General features: G+C 32.7%; 15 protein-coding genes and 1 tRNA gene. 13 read left to right on the forward strand and 3 right to left on the reverse strand.

What is annotated here, in order from left to right:
• Positions 1 to 20 precede the first annotated feature (20 nt).
• The 3 genes from ACIQ06_RS13890 to ACIQ06_RS13900 form a co-directional block, all read right to left on the reverse strand.
• The gene (locus ACIQ06_RS13890) at positions 21 to 1,004 is read right to left on the reverse strand and encodes a hypothetical protein (protein WP_396147313.1); all 984 of its coding nucleotides are present in this window, start codon (positions 1,002 to 1,004) and stop codon (positions 21 to 23) included.
• Between the two features lie 119 nt (positions 1,005 to 1,123).
• Positions 1,124 to 1,723, reverse strand: coding sequence for a hypothetical protein (locus ACIQ06_RS13895; RefSeq protein ID WP_396147315.1), 600 nt, complete (start codon positions 1,721 to 1,723; stop codon positions 1,124 to 1,126).
• Positions 1,724 to 1,798: 75 nt separating this feature from the next.
• A complete protein-coding gene (locus ACIQ06_RS13900) occupies positions 1,799 to 2,245 on the reverse strand; it encodes a hypothetical protein (RefSeq protein ID WP_396147317.1) in 447 nt (148 codons plus the stop codon).
• Between the two features lie 240 nt (positions 2,246 to 2,485).
• On the opposite strand from ACIQ06_RS13900, the gene ACIQ06_RS13905 reads away from it, so the two are divergent.
• The 13 genes from ACIQ06_RS13905 to ACIQ06_RS13965 form a co-directional block, all read left to right on the forward strand.
• Entirely contained in the window at positions 2,486 to 3,067 is a 582-nt protein-coding gene (locus tag ACIQ06_RS13905) for an RNA polymerase sigma factor (RefSeq protein WP_396147319.1), read from the forward strand.
• A 4-nt stretch (positions 3,068 to 3,071) separates the two neighbouring features.
• On the forward strand, positions 3,072 to 3,794 hold the full coding sequence (locus ACIQ06_RS13910; protein ID WP_396147321.1) for a tetratricopeptide repeat protein: 723 nt from the start codon (positions 3,072 to 3,074) through the stop codon (positions 3,792 to 3,794).
• Between the two features lie 117 nt (positions 3,795 to 3,911).
• A complete protein-coding gene (locus tag ACIQ06_RS13915) occupies positions 3,912 to 4,679 on the forward strand; it encodes a TatD family hydrolase (RefSeq protein ID WP_396147323.1) in 768 nt (255 codons plus the stop codon).
• A gap of 65 nt (positions 4,680 to 4,744) precedes the next feature.
• Positions 4,745 to 5,881 carry a 1-acyl-sn-glycerol-3-phosphate acyltransferase gene (locus ACIQ06_RS13920; RefSeq protein ID WP_396147341.1) on the forward strand — a complete coding sequence of 379 codons (1,137 nt, stop codon included), beginning with the start codon at positions 4,745 to 4,747 and terminating at the stop codon, positions 5,879 to 5,881.
• Positions 5,871 to 6,896, forward strand: a complete 1,026-nt coding sequence (locus ACIQ06_RS13925; RefSeq protein ID WP_396147325.1) for an asparaginase — start codon at positions 5,871 to 5,873, stop codon at positions 6,894 to 6,896. The genes ACIQ06_RS13920 and ACIQ06_RS13925 overlap by 11 nt, the downstream gene beginning before the upstream one ends.
• Before the next feature lie 49 nt (positions 6,897 to 6,945).
• Positions 6,946 to 7,032 (forward strand) — tRNA-Ser (locus tag ACIQ06_RS13930).
• Positions 7,033 to 7,284: 252 nt separating this feature from the next.
• Positions 7,285 to 8,544: a phage integrase SAM-like domain-containing protein gene (locus ACIQ06_RS13935; protein WP_396147327.1), complete on the forward strand. Its 1,260-nt coding sequence runs from the start codon at positions 7,285 to 7,287 to the stop codon at positions 8,542 to 8,544.
• Between the two features lie 695 nt (positions 8,545 to 9,239).
• Positions 9,240 to 9,998, forward strand: a complete 759-nt coding sequence (locus ACIQ06_RS13940) for a response regulator transcription factor (protein WP_396147329.1) — start codon at positions 9,240 to 9,242, stop codon at positions 9,996 to 9,998.
• Positions 9,999 to 10,296: 298 nt separating this feature from the next.
• A complete protein-coding gene (locus tag ACIQ06_RS13945; protein WP_396147331.1) occupies positions 10,297 to 10,554 on the forward strand; it encodes a hypothetical protein in 258 nt (85 codons plus the stop codon).
• Positions 10,555 to 10,635: 81 nt separating this feature from the next.
• A complete protein-coding gene (locus ACIQ06_RS13950; protein ID WP_396147333.1) occupies positions 10,636 to 13,014 on the forward strand; it encodes a hypothetical protein in 2,379 nt (792 codons plus the stop codon).
• A 4-nt stretch (positions 13,015 to 13,018) separates the two neighbouring features.
• Positions 13,019 to 14,287, forward strand: coding sequence for an OmpA family protein (locus ACIQ06_RS13955; RefSeq protein ID WP_396147335.1), 1,269 nt, complete (start codon positions 13,019 to 13,021; stop codon positions 14,285 to 14,287).
• Between the two features lie 25 nt (positions 14,288 to 14,312).
• Positions 14,313 to 15,671, forward strand: a complete 1,359-nt coding sequence (locus ACIQ06_RS13960; protein WP_396147337.1) for a hypothetical protein — start codon at positions 14,313 to 14,315, stop codon at positions 15,669 to 15,671.
• A gap of 30 nt (positions 15,672 to 15,701) precedes the next feature.
• Positions 15,702 to 17,934: beta strand repeat-containing protein (locus tag ACIQ06_RS13965; RefSeq protein ID WP_396147339.1), on the forward strand; the 2,233-nt coding region annotated here is incomplete at its 3' end.

Here is a 17,934-nt window from a genome sequence, read left to right on the forward strand (position 1 = left end):
AAATAAACTTAACCTAACTATTATTGAATTGCATTTATCGCTGCTACAAGTTGTGCTTCAGAACCAACAGTTGTTTCGCTAAGTGTGAATGTATATTCATCGTTTGCTGCAACAGTAACTCCTTTTATGGCATATCTCCATTGACCATTTTCTTCTGTTGCAAAAATTACATGACATTGTAAACCAATTGGAATTTGACCATAATGTTCGCTGAATTTTTTAGTTGTTGGGTTGTAAGTATCCAACTTTGCTAAAGCATTTTGTCCTTCTCCATCATAAGATAAATAAATAGCACAATTGGTATTGTCATATCCGTTTGGAACACTTGCAAGTAAAGTCGTTTTTGGTCTAGGATCACTATAAAATCTATCTACATTTGACCAACCAAAGTTTCCAAAAGTAACATAATAACTATTTTGTTCAAATCCTACTCCACCACCTTGAGGTCCAGCAGGTGTTGTGTTTGCTGCTTCCCAAACTAAATTTTCTGGATTATCCATATTCCCATCCCATAATGTCATGCTAGTATCAATTGCATTTTCAGTAAGATTTGAAGGAACTAGTAAAACCATATTACATGTGATTGCTAATTGTTGTCCACCTTGAGTTGCATTGATATAAAATTCTCCTCCAGAAATTAAAAGGTTTTTGTCTCCGTTTGGCATTAAACCCATTGTAGGTTTGTTGGTAGTTAACATGTGTCCTTTATCAAAAAGTTCTACATATTCTATATCTACAGCACCAGTAACTGGGTTTCCATTTTTTGTTAGACAGTTTCCATTTATCATTATAGTTACTCCTTTTGTAGAGGTCAATGTTACTGTTCCGGTTCCGGCAGTCATTGTAAAATGTTGTGTCAAATTCTCTAAAGCAGTTTCTCTAATGTTTGCAAATTGAGCTGCACTTGGAGGAAGTTGTACTGCTGAATTGTTGTCGTCGTTTGAGCAACTTGTTAGAGCTAATGTTGCTAAAAATAAAAGGCTGATGTTTTTAAGTGATTTCATAATTTCTAATTTTTTTGATGTTTTTAATCTGAACTCGTTTCAGATTCTTTTTGTTTTATATTGTTATATCAACTGGGATCATTATTTGTTACCCCAGTTTTAAAAGTTTTTTTAATCTACTAGTAATAAGCAAAATCGATGTAAGGAATTCCCATATTTACTAACGGACCACCATTTTGGTAAAAATTGGCTCCAGTAATAGTCATTATTCCAAAAGTTTGAGGAAAACTTACTAATGCTCCAGGTTGATGTACAACTCTTCCAATGATGTTTGAAAAATTATTTCCGGCATTTGCTAAAAGCATTGTTCTTCTTATAGTGTAAGATTGATTGGCAATTATTGGTGTTGGAGTTATTGAAACATAACTTGTATTTGCAGAAGAGAACACATGGTTGCCATTATAAATAACAGTATTAGTATTGTTGTCTACAATTTCCATTTTGTAAGGAACAGCTGCAATTGCTAGTTGACTTTGATATCCAATACTACAAATGGTTTTGTTTTGAGATAAAGTAAAAGTGTATTCGTGAATTTCTGTATCAAATGTAATATTGTTTTGATGTCCAGGAAGTGTAACCACATTGGCATACAATTGATTGAAAATGGTGTTTGTAGAACTACAAGGAGGAACTGGAACTGGAGTTGTTCCTGTTGAGCAACTACTGATTATTAATCCTAAGAAGAATAATGTTACGATGTTTTTAAATGTTGTTTTCATGATTTCTAAGTTTTTTAAATGTTGTTTATAGTTTTATATCAATTGGGAAACTAATTTGTTACCCTGTTTTTTAAATTATTTTTCAAAATCGGCACTTTGTATAATTTTATAGCTTAAAATATCGCCTGTGCTTACTAATTCTATCATTCGTTTGGCTTGACTTTCAGAGTTTGAAAACCCTTTTGCTGTTCCAGAATTTGTAGTCACTTCCCAGAAGTACAATCTCACTTTGTTAGACGAAACGGTTTCTTTTACTTGAAAGAAACTTTCAATTTTTCTATCTAAAACTATTTCTCCTACTGATGACAATTCAATCATTCTTTTGGCTTCTTCCAATGAATTTGCTGTTCCAGAATAATTGCCTTGATTTGTTCTTACATTCCAAACATATACTTCTTTAATTTGATCTCTTGTTAGAGTTGAAGTTGCTTCGATTGTATTTGAAGTTGTTGTTACTTCTGTAGCGTTTATATTTGAAAATGATAATGCTACGATTGCTAATGTTAAGATTGATTTTTTCATGATTTCTAAGTTTTAATATTTTTATTAATTGTTTTGATTTTGTTTTCTATTGTTATATCAATAGGTGTTTTAATTTGTTACCCATACAATCTGAATTTATTTCAGATTCTAAAAAAAATTATTTTGACTAACTTTTTAAAACACTATTTCAATGAACTTTATATCACTATATCAACTCGTGTTATAATTTGTTACCTCAATTATTAATTTTTTTCTACATTAGCAGTAAATAAGGTAGTTATGACAGATAAAAACATTCATCCAGACCAATTATATATCGATGGATTGCTTCAGAATAATTCCAGTATTATTCAATCTATATATAAGAAGTTTGCTCCAAAAGTTAAAAACTTCATTCGAACCAATAGTGGTGATGATGATCAAGCGCAAGATGTTATCCAGGAAGTTCTCATTACTATTTACAACCAGGCAAAAACAAATGGCTTGCAATTAAGTTGTCCATTTGATGCGTACTTTTTCTTATTATGTAAAAGGCGCTGGCTCAATGAATTAAAAAAATTATCCAATAAAGAGGTAACATTACAGGATGATAATGTATCTATAGATGAATCGGTTCAAGAAATGACTTTTCAAACCGAAGTTTTTGATGAAAAACAATCGTTATTCGACGAAATGTTTCAAAAGCTAGGCGAGAAATGTCAAGAAGTACTCAAACTAAGTTTTGTAACCAAAACTATGGAAGAAGTAGCCGAAAAACTGAACGTTACGTATGGTTATGTGCGCAAAAAGAAATCGCTTTGCACAGGTCAGTTAACCGAAATGATTCAGCAATCAAACAGATACAAATCATTAAAATACTAAAGTCATGAACGAGCAATTGTACATAACATTCGAAAATTATTTCAATAACGAAATGTCACAAGAGGAAAAATTGGAATTTGAAAACCAACTTCAAAATGACATTGAGCTACAAGAAAAGTTTGAATTATATAAAGAAACAACACAGTTTTTAGCAACTAAATTTGATAAAGAAACTATTGCTTTCAAAGAAAATTTGAAGTCAATTTCTAGAGATAATTTTGCTGAAAAAGAAGTTAAAAAATCAAAAGTCATTGCTTTCAAACCATTCTATTATGCAGTTGCGGCATCTGTTGTTTTTGCTTTTGGAACTTGGTTTATGATGCAAGGAAATCCTGAATATGGCGATTATAATCAACATGAAAATGCCTATTTTATGGAACGAAGCGTTGGAGATGCAACTTTAAATGAAGCTCAAAAAGCATTTAATGATAAAGACTATAAAAAAACAGTTTCAGCATTTGAGAAAGTGCAAAATCTAACCAATCCTGAGTTGCAATATTATTATGCTATAGCATTAATTGAAACTAATGATTATACGAAAGCTGAAATTTTATTGAACAATATTAAATCAGGAACTTCTGTTTATAAAGACAAAGCAATTTGGTATTTGGCATTATCCAATTTAAAGCAAAATAAGTTTGATGAATGCAAAACCTACTTAAATCAAATTCCAGCCGATGCGGAGGATTATGTAAAAGCGCAGAAATTGTTGAAGGATTTGGATTAAATATTTTAAACACAAAAGCCACAAAAGAACTATTTTTTTGTGGCTTTTGTGTTTAATGATTTTCACATTTTCTTTCATTACTTTTGCAACTCGCAACCTTCAACTCGCAACCCGAAAATGATTTTCACTGATACACATACCCATTTATATTCATCCCAATTTCAAGACGATAGAGTAGAAACTATTCAAAGAGCTATTGATGCAGGTGTTTCACGATTTTTTATTCCGTCGATTGATTCTACTTATACACAGAAAATGTATGATTTGGAAGCGTTATTTCCAGATAATATTTTCTTGATGATGGGCTTGCATCCATGTTATGTAAAAGAAAATTATTTGGAGGAGTTAGCTCATGTAGAAGCGGAATTTGCCAAAAGAAAGTTCTATGCCGTTGGTGAAATAGGTGTTGATTTATTTTGGGATAAAACTTTTTTAAAAGAACAACAGTTTGCTTTTCAACAGCAAATTCAATTGGCAAAGAAGCAAGGTTTAGCTATAAATATTCATTGTCGTGATGCTTTTGATGAAACTTTTGAAGTTCTTGAAGGTGAAAAAAGCAATGATTTGTTCGGAATCTTTCATTGTTTTACAGGCGATTTTTCTCAAGCAGAACGTGCCATTTCTTTAGGATTAAAACTTGGAATTGGTGGTGTTGCAACTTTCAAAAACGGAAAGATTGATCAGTTCTTGAAAGATATCGATTTAAAACATATTGTTCTCGAAACCGATTCGCCTTATCTTGCTCCAAATCCTAATAGAGGCAAACGAAATGAAAGCAGTTATACTGTTTTGGTAGCTCAAAAATTGGCTGAAATTTATAATCTTCCCATTGAAGAAATTGCTCGAATTACTACAGAAAATTCCAAGGATATTTTTGGGATTTAACCATTATATAATCAAAAAGTCATAAATTTTTTGTTATTTTGTTTTTCTTAAAAATGAAATTTAAAATGCAAAAATTTGACGCCATTCGTCCGTTTTATGAAACTGAAGTTAATGATGCTATAAAAGCCTCGTTAAATCATCCGATGATGAAAGCGATAATGAATTTTACGTTTCCTGAAGTTGATGATGAGGTATGGAAAGAACAATTGAAACGTACGCATTCTATCAGAGATTTTCAATGCAATTTTATTTATCAAGCGATTCAAAAAGTCTTGCAAAAATCATCGGAAGGATTATCTACTTCTGGATTTGAAAAATTAGAAAAAAACACTTCTTATATGTTTATTTCTAATCATCGTGATATAATTTTAGACACTTCTTTGTTGAACGTTTGTTTGTTTGATCATGGATTAGTGATGACTGCTTCTGCTATTGGTGACAATCTTGTGAAACGAGATTTCATGAATACATTGGCAAAATTAAATCGTAATTTTTTGGTTCAAAGAGGTTTATCGCCAAGAGAATTATTGCAAAGCTCCAAGTTAATGTCAGAATATATTGGTCATTTGCTTTTAAGAGAAAACCGTTCGGTTTGGATTGCTCAACGCGAAGGAAGAACGAAAGATGGAAACGATGCGACACATTCAGGAGTTTTAAAAATGCTCGGAATGGGTTCGGACGAAAAGAATTTAATGGATTATTTTAAGAAATTAAAAATAGTTCCGGTTTCTATTTCTTATGAATATGATCCAACAGATGCTTTGAAAATGCCTCAACTTATGGCAGAAGCTAACGATGAGGTTTACATTAAAGATAAAAACGAAGATTTCGTAAATTTATTAAGTGGAATTATTGGTCAGAAAAAGCGAATTCACATTCACGTTGGAGATGTTTTGGATACTGAATTAGATTTGATTTCGGCTGAAAATGACAATGCAAACAAACAAATTCAGGCATTAGCCCAAGTTATTGATGATTCAATTTTGCAATCTTATAAATTGTGGCCAACTAATTATATCGCCTACGATTTATTGAATAAAACTAACAAATATTCAGACAAATATACAGAAGACGAAAAGTCATTATTTGAAAGACGATTGGAAATGAAGATTGATGTAACCAATGATTTCATGGTAGAAAGTTTTTTAAATATGTATGCCAATCCTGTTGTGAATAAATCAAAATACGAGAATGCAATCTAAACCAAAAATATTTCTGATTTATACCGGTGGAACAATTGGTATGATGAAAGACTTTGAAACAGGTGCTTTAAAGGCTTTTGATTTTAATCAATTGTTAGATAAAATTCCTGAATTGAAACAATTAGATTGTCAAATAGAAACTTTTTCGTTTGAAAAACCTATAGATTCTTCTAATATGAATCCTGAAAAGTGGGTTCAAATTGCTTCTGTTATTGAAGATAATTATGCTCAATTTGATGGATTTGTAGTTTTGCATGGTTCCGATACGATGTCTTATTCTGCTTCTGCATTGAGTTTTATGCTAGAAAATGTTTCTAAACCTATTGTTTTTACAGGTTCGCAATTGCCAATTGGAGATTTAAGAACTGATGCTAAAGAAAATTTAATCACAGCAATTCAAATTGCTTCTTTACAACAAAAAGGAAAACCAGTCGTTCAAGAAGTATGTTTGTATTTTGAGTACAAATTATATCGTGGCAATCGAACAACTAAAATAAATGCAGAACATTTTAATGCGTTTACTTCACCAAATTATCCTGCATTGGCAGAATCAGGAGTTCATTTGAATGTGAATAATTTGTCTTTATTGCCAAAAAACACAAAAAAACTTCTTGTTCACAAAGAATTAGATGATAATGTGGCTGTTGTAAAAATGTTTCCTGGAATCAGTGAATCAGTATTTTCTGCTATTGTTTCTATTCCAAATTTGAAAGGAATAGTTTTAGAAACCTATGGTTCTGGAAATGCTCCTACGGAAGAATGGTTTATTCAAATTTTGAAAAAAGCCATCAAAAATGGCTTGTATATCATCAATGTAACGCAATGTTCTGGCGGAAGTGTAAGCATGGGACAATATGAAACAAGCACACAATTAAAAAAAATCGGATTAATTTCTGGAAAAGATATTACAACGGAAGCAGCAATTACAAAACTAATGTATTTGTTAGGTCAAAAAGTAGCTTCAAATGTTTTTAAAACCATTTTTGAAACGTCATTACGCGGTGAAATGGATTAACCTTTCGCTTTGATTATTGCTAATTTTTATTGTTCTTTGTACAACAATTAGAGAGGTGTCCGAGTGGTTGAAGGAGCAAGCCTGGAAAGTTTGTATATGGGTAACTGTATCGTGGGTTCAAATCCCATCCTCTCTGCAATTAAACACTCAATTCCCACCAAAACCCTTAAAATAGCTTTATTTTAAGGGTTTTTCATTTACAAACATACCAAACAATAGCATTAAATCACAACTGCCTAGGGGTAACATTCGGGGTACATAAAATTAATTAAAAAAAGTACACCGAATTTCATGAAGAACCCAATGAAATAAGCCAGTTCATAAAATGAACATCTTGTTTCATTTTGATATTTAAACTAATTTTTTTATATCAAAAAGTCACCACAAAATGAAAACCACAATTTCAGTTCTCTTTTATTTAAAAAGAGCCAAAGTCAATGCTAAAGGACTAGTGCCAATTTTTCAAAGAATAACTATAGAGGGTAAGCGCATCGATTGGAGTACAGGAAAATACATCAAAGCCGATAAATGGTCTGTTGAAGGAAACAAAATCAAAGGAACATCAGAAGAAGCTCGGACAATAAATAGCCATCTCGATTTATTGAAGTCAAAGGTGTTTTCTGCAGAAAAAATGTTAATTACAAATGACATTCCAATTACTGCTGAAACACTCAAGAATGAACTACTTGGAATCAGAGTCAAAGAGCGTATGCTAATACCAATTTTTGAAGAACACAACAATAGGGTAGAAGCACTAATTAATCAGGAGTTCGCTCCAGGAACATTAGAAAGATACAAAACATCATTAAAACACACACAAGAGTTTATTCAATGGAAATATAACATTTCTGATATTTCCATTAACAAAATAGATCATGCTTTTATTACAGACTATGATTTTTATTTAAGAAGTGTTCGAAAATGTGCTAACAATACAACAGTCAAATATATTAAGAATTTTAAAAAAATAGTTAACATTTGTATTGCAAATGGATGGATAGATAGAGACCCATTCATAAACTACAAGGTAGTACTTAAAGAAGTGGAACGATTCTTTTTGTCAGAAGAGCAGCTTCAAACAATTATATCTAAATGCCTTCATACAGAACGCTTAAGTTTAGTTAGAGATATTTTTGTTTTCAGTTGTTACACCGGACTAGCTTATATAGATGTAAAAAAACTAACAAATGAAAATATCGTAATAGGCATTGATGGAGAAAAGTGGATCTATACTAATAGAACAAAAACCAATACACAATCCAATGTGCCAATACTCCCAGCTGCTGATGAAATTTTAAACAAATACAAATGTCATCCAAAATGCTTAAATGAAAACACACTTTTACCTATATTAAGTAACCAGCGAATGAATAGCTATCTTAAAGAAATAGCTGATTTATGTGGCTTTAATGCAGAGTTAACCTTTCATATTGCACGACACACTTTTGCAACAACTGTTTTATTAAATAATGGAGTGCCAATAGAAAGCGCCAGTAAAATGTTAGGACACACAAATGTAAAAACAACACAACATTATGCGAAAATTTTGAATATAAAGGTCAGCGAGGATATGTCTAAATTAAAATTAAAACTAACAACTAAAATGAATTCTTCTAATGATTTTCAAAACGAAAATCTTATTTTTTAAATAATAAAAATAAGATTATATTTATTTTTGAATTATAATTTTTTATTTTTGTTATAAATAAGGAATACTTACTTTTTTATTTAGAATCTTGGTAAACAAAAACCGCCACTTTTATAACCACAAGATTAATTTGTTTCATCTATGCTTAAAAATTAAGCGTGGGCAACTATTATTCTTGGTTACGGTGCTTGGCGGTACCTTGTTTTCAGAATAATTTGTTTGACCCACGCTGTTTTTTTATGAAAAATATTAGTAAAATTAAGCATTTTAACTCTAAATCTAATTTTATTTATCTATTACTAGCATATCATGTCTAAAACTAGCACATAAAATTTATTTAAAAATAATATTTTTGCTATTATGTTCTTTATTAAACTAAAACCGCCATCAATATGTTAAAATACTTTCAATAAATTTTTTATTTAATAGTTTATCCTTAATAAGATTGAATTGTAAAGGAATTTTTTTGGCTATCAATTATAGTGTTCTTCCTTTTTTAAATGTTGAATTTTAATTTACAAATTAATTAATTTCAATTCAGGGAAAAGATTATATAAATAAGTTCGTAAAAATAAATTTTTAAATTGTAAAATTATTTAAACTCAATGATAAAGTAATTTTAGAATTTTAAGATGATATTGAAAATATATTATAGTAAGTTATAAACATATTTGTAGTGAATTAATATATTTATTATGAAACCACTAATACTTATAGTAGAAGACGAATTAATAATTGCTTTACACATCAAAGAAATCCTTAAAGAAGAAGGATTTGATGAGATTATTAATGTAGATAACGTAAATGATGCAATTACTACTATTGAAAATCTCAATCCCTCACTTGTCTTAATTGATATAAGTCTAAGGCAAGATAAAGATGGGGTACATTTAGGTGCTTTTTTACTTGAAAGAGACAAAATCCCTTTTATTTATATTACGTCTTATTCAGATAAAAGTACATTAGAAAGAGTTAGAGAAACCAGACCTTATGGCTATATCGTAAAACCTTTTAAACCAACTGATCTAAAATCAACAGTTGATATTGTTCTTCATAATTTTAAACACAGAAATATTGATGTTCTTAGACAAGACAAAGAAATAAGTAATGATATACCATTTATACTAAAGCAATCATTAAAATACATTAACGACAATATTAATGAAAAAATTAAGATTTCAGATTTGGCAAACCAAACTAGATGGGAATCCCAACATTTCAATAGATTGTTTACTCAATATATAGGGAGTACTCCATACAAGTACATTATGGATAAAAAAATTGAAAAAGCTAAAACATTACTTATAGAAACTAAAATCCCAATTGTTCAATTATCTTTCGATCTAGGTTTTAAAAGTCATAGTAATTTTTGTTCCATTTTTAAAAAGGCAACAGGTAAAACTCCTGAAAACTTTAGAAAGTGGTACGAGGTAACAAACAAATATCTAAAATAATTCATCTTAATTATTAAAAGGCATTAACCAATTTAGTTAATGCCTTTTTTTATGAAAAAACTTTAAAAATAATTAAGATTTTTCATTAGAATTTTTCTACTGCATCCCAATCTTTTGATTAAAACTTTTTTTTTACCATCTTTGATTAAATAATATCTATTTCTAGCACATCATGATATTTTTAAGCACAAAAAACAAAAACAACAACAATATCTTTGATAAATGTTTGTGACTTAACTAAACATCATGTTTTGTAAGTTGCTTTAAATGAATGTATAAATATAGAAAAAACAAAAGAATGAAAAAAAAGCTACTATTATTCATTGCGGTTTTCACATTTGGCATTAATGCCCCAGTAGTTGCTCAATTTGGTCCAAATCCACCTCCTCCAGTTATTGAAGAAGGACCAGAACCGCCACCACCAGATGGAGGAGAAGGACCAGATCCACCACCATCAGCTCCTATTGACAGTTATATTTCATTACTTATTATAGCTGGTGCGGCTGTAGGATATATGAAATTAAATAATAAAGAGAAATCAATTAATTTTAAATAGGGTTTGTCCATCTGGGATATATATAGACGGTTAACTACATAAAGTAGTAGATAATATTATAAATTTAAAACTATAAATCAATTGAAAACAATTACAATTAAAAACAAAAAGATTTCAGTACTACAAAAGTGGATGATTTTCTCTTTGATTGTTTTTTCTGTTAATACCAGTATAGCACAGTTTCAAAATAATGAACCTTTGTATATTGGAGATAATGGCTACGTTTATATTGGCTCGGATAATTATTATTTCGGAGCTGGTAATGGACAAACAATAACATCGAGAACAAATGCTACTTATGGCAAACTGATATTTGCGTCTGCCGCTTCGACTATTGGAGCATCAGACACTCATTATCTAGATGGATATGCGAGTGTTTTAACTACTACTCCATTTATTTTTCCTATAGGTCAGTCTGGTGTATATGCTCCTGCAAGAATTACACCCTCCAGTACAACTCCTATTGATGCAGCATACTATAGGTCTAGTGCCTCAACAATTGGGAATACTCTTGATCCCACAGTGAGTGCTATTTCCACAATAGAATATTGGAACATTCTTGGAGCTAACTCAGCTGTCTTGTCATTAACTTGGAGAGCAACTAGTTTGTTAACAAACATAGTGTCATCAACATCAGAACTTATTATAGTAGGGTATGATGGTACTAAATGGGTAGAAATTCCATCTACCGTAGATGCAACATCAATATTAGGAGGTAGTAGTTCTTTAACATCTGGTTCTATAACATCTACTGGAACAGTTAATTTAAGTACATATACTTATTTCTCTTTAGGTGCCAAAGGCGATTCTTGTGCTTCTTTAATTGCATCTTCAGGAAATACTAAAACTTGGAATGGTTCTTGGTTACCTTCAGTACCAACATTAGCTGACCCTGTTGTTATTAACACTGCTTATTCTGGGGGTTCATTTTCATGTAATTCATTAGTTTTAAATGCAAATGTTACTTTAACAAATGGGCAAAGCATTGAAATTGTCAATGGTGTTACTGGAACTGGACGTATAATTATGTCAAGTGAAGCGAGTGTAGTACAAAGAGCTTCTGGGGTAAGTGCACCAAACATAGAGCTTACCAAAAAGTCTAGAGATGTTATGCGTCGATTTGACTACATTTATTGGGGAACGCCTATTGCAGGAAACTTCCTGTCTCAATTATCTGGTGCTCAAGCAGGAACAGCTACTTTAGCTAATGCTTTTGATTTGAGATATAAATATGTTTCAGGTGCAGGAGGTGGTTGGCAAAACCTTAACGCAATAGAAACAGGTAAAGGTTATATCACTCGTATTAAATCTCAAGCACCTTTTACAAATGCAACCAATACAGATTATATTAATCTTAAATTTACTGGAGTTGCTAATAATGGTTCTATATCAGTTCCAATTACTAATAATTTAGCTTCTCCTAATGGTGGAACTTCTCACGTTCTTCTTGCGAATCCTTATCCATCTGCAATTGATGCAGAAAAGTTTTTGACTGACAATACTGATATCGATGGTGTACTTTATATATGGACAGCTGGTACTGTAAATAATGGTACAGGTCAATTGTATACACAAGCAGATTATATAGCTTATACTCTTGCTGGTTCAGTTGCTCCTAACGGAATTCCAGCAATTTTCAATGGTAAAATTGCTTCTGGTCAAGGATTCAAAGTTAAGTCGCTTTCTAATGCAGGTTCAGTAACTTTTACAAACTGTATGCGATTAACTTCTGATAATAATCAATTCTATAGATTGAATCCAAGTAACACAATTGCTGCTCCAAGAGATAGATTCAAACTTAATATGACAGGTAGTAACGCAGTATTTAGTCAAATATTGGTTTCTTATATGCCTGAGGCAACTCTTGGTTATGATAGAATGTATGACGCAGGTAGAAATTCAGTTAGTACCGCACAGCTATATTCTGTTTTTGAAGGTGACGGACGAAAGTTAGCAATCAATGCTCGTCCAAGCTTTTTTGTTACAGATGTTGTGCCTTTAGGAGTGTCTAAATCAGACGCTACAAATGAAAACTTTACCATAAGTATTACAGAAAAAGAAGGTATTTTCAACTCGGGTACAGTATCAGTATTCCTTCACGATATTCAACAAGGAACCTATTTTGATTTGTCAAATGGCGATTATACTTTTTCAACTAATACTACTTCGTTGCAAGGGCGTTTTGAAATTGTATATCAAAATGGAGCTTTGGCAAATGTCGAATTCGATAATGCAGCTGTAAATGCAAACATTAAAAATCAAGTACTTACTATCAAAGCAACTGTTGCAATGACTAATGTGCAAATATTTGATATTACAGGTAAAAAAATATACGATTCTAGAATTGAAAATGCTACAGAGTTTACAGCTCCTTTCAATAACCCGCAAGCAGTATATATAGCAAAGGTAAAATTAGACAACGGGAAAATAGCTAACATTAAACTTATTAACGAAAAATAATTCTATGAAAATACCTTTTGTATTTTTCGCAATATCGTCTTTTTTTCTAGTAAATGCTCAAGAAAATAAAAGTAGACAATTCAACCAATGGTCGATTGAGTTAAATATGGGTCAAAATAAACCAATAAGACCTTTTTCTCAAGGTTATTATACTTCTAATCCAGATAAATACTTTAATGTTAACGGATTAGAGCACTTTGATCTTGGTGCAAGATACATGTTTACTACAAGCTTTGGTCTTAAGTTGGACTTTGCTTACGATTTGGTGCAGCAAAATAGCAACACTTCTTTACCTTTTAAAAATGAACAATACCGTGTTGGATTACAAGGTGTGGCCAATCTTGGTAGGATGTTGCAATTTGAATCGTTCACCAAACGCTTTGGTTTAATAGCCCATGCAGGAGTTCAGATAAATTCTTTAAACCCTAAATCGGGTGTTAATGATGGCCATTCAGAACAGAATGGGGGAATCCTATTCGGTTTAACCCCTCAATTCAGAGTAACAAATTATCTTGCAATTACTGCTGATTTTTCAGCTGTAAATAATTTAAGACAACATTTCAATTGGGACGGTTCCTATGCTGCTACAGATAATAACCTAACAGGGTTAATGTACAACTCAACAATTGGCCTTACGCTCTACCTTGGCAAAAATGATAAACATGCTGATTGGTTTATCTTAACTAATCAAGAAGATGATGAAGCCAGAAAACGTCTTGATAAGATTGAAACCTTAATGAATGATACCGATAAAGATGGAGTAGCAGATTATTTAGACCAAGAAAACAATACTCCTGCAGGTATTACAGTAGATACAAGAGGTAAATTTATCGATACCAATAAAAATGGTGTGCCAGATGAGTTAGAAAGAAAAGCCATTGATGCTAAAGAGGGCAAAGATGGTGCAATTGTAATTACTAAAGAAGATGCCATAAAAACACTTTTAGAAAAAGGATATTTAAGTATATTTTTTGATACAAATAAGGATTACCCTAATACTGGATCAACCAGTAATGTTTATCAAATCATTAAATTTCTAAGAAATTATCCTGATGCTACTGCTACATTAGTAGGATATGCTGATTTAAGTGGAAATGAAAATAAAAACATAGAATTGTCTAGTAGAAGAGCCAAAAATGTCTTTGATATAATTGTAGCTTCAGGTATCAATCCTTCAAGATTAAAAGTTACTTCTGAAGGTGTTGATAAATCTTTTTCTACTTCACAAACGGGTCTTTCATTATCAAGAAGAGTCTCAATTTTAATTAAATAGATAGTAAACAATAAATACATTTTATATGAAAAATAATACTAAATTTTTAACAGCTTTTTTGTTCCTTACCATGGGAACAGCTTTTGCACAAACAGGAGTAGGAACAACATCTCCTGATGCCTCGGCAGTGTTAGACGTCTCTAGTACTACCAAAGGGCTTTTATTACCAAGGTTAACAGCAATACAACGTAATGCTATAATCAATCCTGCAAAAGGATTAATCATTTTCAATACAACTGCCAATGAATTGCAAACCAACACGGGTACTCCATCTTCACCAGTTTGGACGTCTTCTGGTTTGGGTCCTCAAGGTCCTCAAGGTTTAACTGGTGCTACAGGACCTGCAGGCGCTAATGGTATTAGTGCTTACCAATCTTGGCTTAATGCTGGTAATACGGGTACAGAAGCGCAATTTTTATCTTCTATAGTTGGTGCTACTGGTGCGACAGGTGCGACAGGACCTGCAGGTGCTAATGGTATTAGTGCTTACCAATCTTGGCTTAATGCTGGTAATACGGGTACAGAAGCGCAATTTTTATCTTCTATAGTTGGCGCTACTGGTGCGACAGGTGCTAATGGTATTAGTGCTTACCAATCTTGGCTTAATGCTGGTAATACGGGTACAGAAGCGCAATTTTTATCTTCTATAGTTGGCGCTACTGGTGCGACAGGTGCTACAGGACCTGCAGGTGCTAATGGTATTAGTGCTTACCAATCTTGGCTTAATGCTGGTAATACGGGTACAGAAGCGCAATTTTTATCTTCTATAGTTGGTGCAGCTGGACCAGCTGGTGCTACAGGTCCACAAGGTCCTGCTGGAGCTGATGGAGTAGGTGGTGTTTCAACTGCTGGTACAAATGTAACTATCACAGGTGCTGGTACTGTAGCTTCTCCTTATGTAATCAATGCAACAGCAACAGCAACAACAGCATCAAATGGTTTAACAGCAACAAGTGGTGATGTAAAATTAGGCGGTACTTTAACTGCAGCAACTACTGTAGAACAAGGTGCTAACAATCTTACATTCTCTGGAACAGGTAGAACAATCGTTTCAGGAAGTTTCCAAACTCAAGGCTTATTATACGCAAAACCACCAAGAGTACATCCTATAGCAAATGCTATTACGTGGCAAGATGATGATGTGGTTATTTTATTACAATCTACTCACACAGGACAGATTGTTTTTCCATCTGCTTCTGCTAATCCAAATCGTTTGATCGGAATAAATAATCGTTCTGGAGCAGGAAGATCAATTACAAATGTAACGGGTGGTGATACTGGAATTTATGCCAATGAGGCATTATCTGCAATAGCTTCTGCTTCGGGTGTGGCATGGTTTATTTCTGATGGTACTTCATGGAGATTATACAGTGGAAGACCATAATTAATTTAGAAATTTACAAATAATCCAAATATGAAAAAGAGTATTTTTATAATAGTATTGTTTTGTTGTTTGTATACATACAAATCTAATGCTCAGGTTAATACCAACAGGCCAGTTAATAATACCATTACAGATGAAAATGCATTTATAGACGCGTCTACCAATTTTAACGATGCGAACTCTTTAGGAAAAGGATTAATATTTCCTAGAACAAACTTAACTACTTGGCAATTTAAAACTGATGCTTTAGACGGAATTAATTTTCCAACAGCCTTTGATGGGATGATTGTTTACAATACGGGTACTGGCTCAACAATTTCAGGTCAAGGCCAAGTAGTTACTGTTACTCCTGGATTTTATTATTTTTCTAACCCCGATGGTAGTAATAATGTTACTAATGGTCAATGGGTTAGATTAGTTTCAGGAAGTTCTGCAAATAATGGAACAGCGCAATTTTCTTCTGTTGCCTGTACAACAGCTTCTTCAGGAACATTAACTGTTGGAACACCTGCATCAGCCGTTACGCAAACAATTACTGTAACCGTTACAACAGCAGGATCTTATAATCTTACTGCAACCGCAAATGGTGTTACTTTTTCAGCGAGTGCTGCCAATATTCCAGTTGGCACACAAAATATTGTTTTAACAGCAAGTGGAACGCCTATCGCACAAGGAAGTTTTTCTTACCAACTAAACACAACACCAATTTGTCCTTTTACTAGAACTGTAAACTCACCAACCTCTAATGGTACCGCAACTTACACCTATACTAACTGTAATTTTGCCAGTTCAGGTGTTTTAACAAATGGCACAGCTGTATCTGGAGTAACACAAACAGTACAAGTTGATGTTACTACAACTGGTACTTATAGTATATCTACTGGCGCGGTTAATGGGGTTACTTTTGTGGGCAGTGGTTCTTTTGCAAGTACAGGCTTACAAACAATAGTATTAAATGCCACTGGTACACCATCGGCTTTTGGTAGTCAAACCTATACTCTAAACACAACCCCTAGTTGTAGTTTTACAAGAAACAACCAAAGTTCAACTACCAACGGTACGGCTCTCTTTACTGTAACTAATTGTAACAATCCTGTAGGAAATTTAACTGTTAATGTAGCTGCTTCTGGTGTCACACAAACTATTCAAATTAACGCAACTGCTCTAGGAACCTATTCGATTAGTGCTACTAACAATGGTTTGACATTTTTGGGTAGTGGAACGATTGGAGTTTTAGGTCCTCAAACTATAGTGCTAACAGCTAGTGGAATCCCAACAAGTTCTGGGAGCTTTGCCTTTTTTCTAAACCTAACTACGCCTAATAATTGTAATTTCACTAGAACAGTAATCAGCCCAACTAGTAATGGTACAGCTACTTTATCGTTTAACAATTGTAGTAAGACAGAAAATGGGACATTAATTGCAGGAACTGCTCCAAACGGAGTCTCACAAGTTATTAACGTAACGATAACAGGTACCCAAACCTATAATCTTAGTACAAATACAGTTAACGGTGTTACTTTTTTTGCTTCGGGATCAGTACCTTTTACTAGTAATGGTACTCTTGATATTACATTAAATGCAATTGGAACACCAATTGAATCAGGAACTTTTTCATACACACTAAACACAACACCAAGTTGTACTTTTACAAGAACTGTAGTTTCTCCAATCTCTAATGGTACCGCAGCTTATACCTATACTAACTGTAATTTTGCCAGTTCAGGTGTTTTAACAAATGGCACTGCTGTATCGGGAGTAACACAAACCGTACAAGTTAATGTTACAACAACAGGTACTTATAGCATATCTACTGGTGCGGTTAATGGTGTTACTTTTGCGGCCAGTGGTTCTTTTGCAAGTACAGGCTTACAAACAATAGTATTAAATGCCACTGGTACACCATCGGCTTTTGGTAGTCAAACTTATATTCTCAACACAAGCCCTAGTTGTAGTTTTACAAGAAACAACCAAAGTTCAACTACCAACGGTACGGCTCTCTTTACTATAACCAATTGTGGTACTTCAACTGGTAATTTATTTGTCGGTGTACCAGCTTCGGGTGTCACACAAATTCTAAACATTAATGCAACTGTTCTAGGTACCTATTCACTCAGTACTATTAACAACAATGGTGTAACATTTTCGGGTAGTGGAACAATTGACGTTTTAGGACCTCAAACTATCGTGCTAACGGCAAGTGGATCAGTAGTTAATATTTCTGGCAATAATTCCTTTACTATAAACGCAGCTTCACCTAATA

The organism is Flavobacterium sp. (genome assembly GCF_044341265.1).
Lineage (GTDB): Bacteria > Bacteroidota > Bacteroidia > Flavobacteriales > Flavobacteriaceae > Flavobacterium.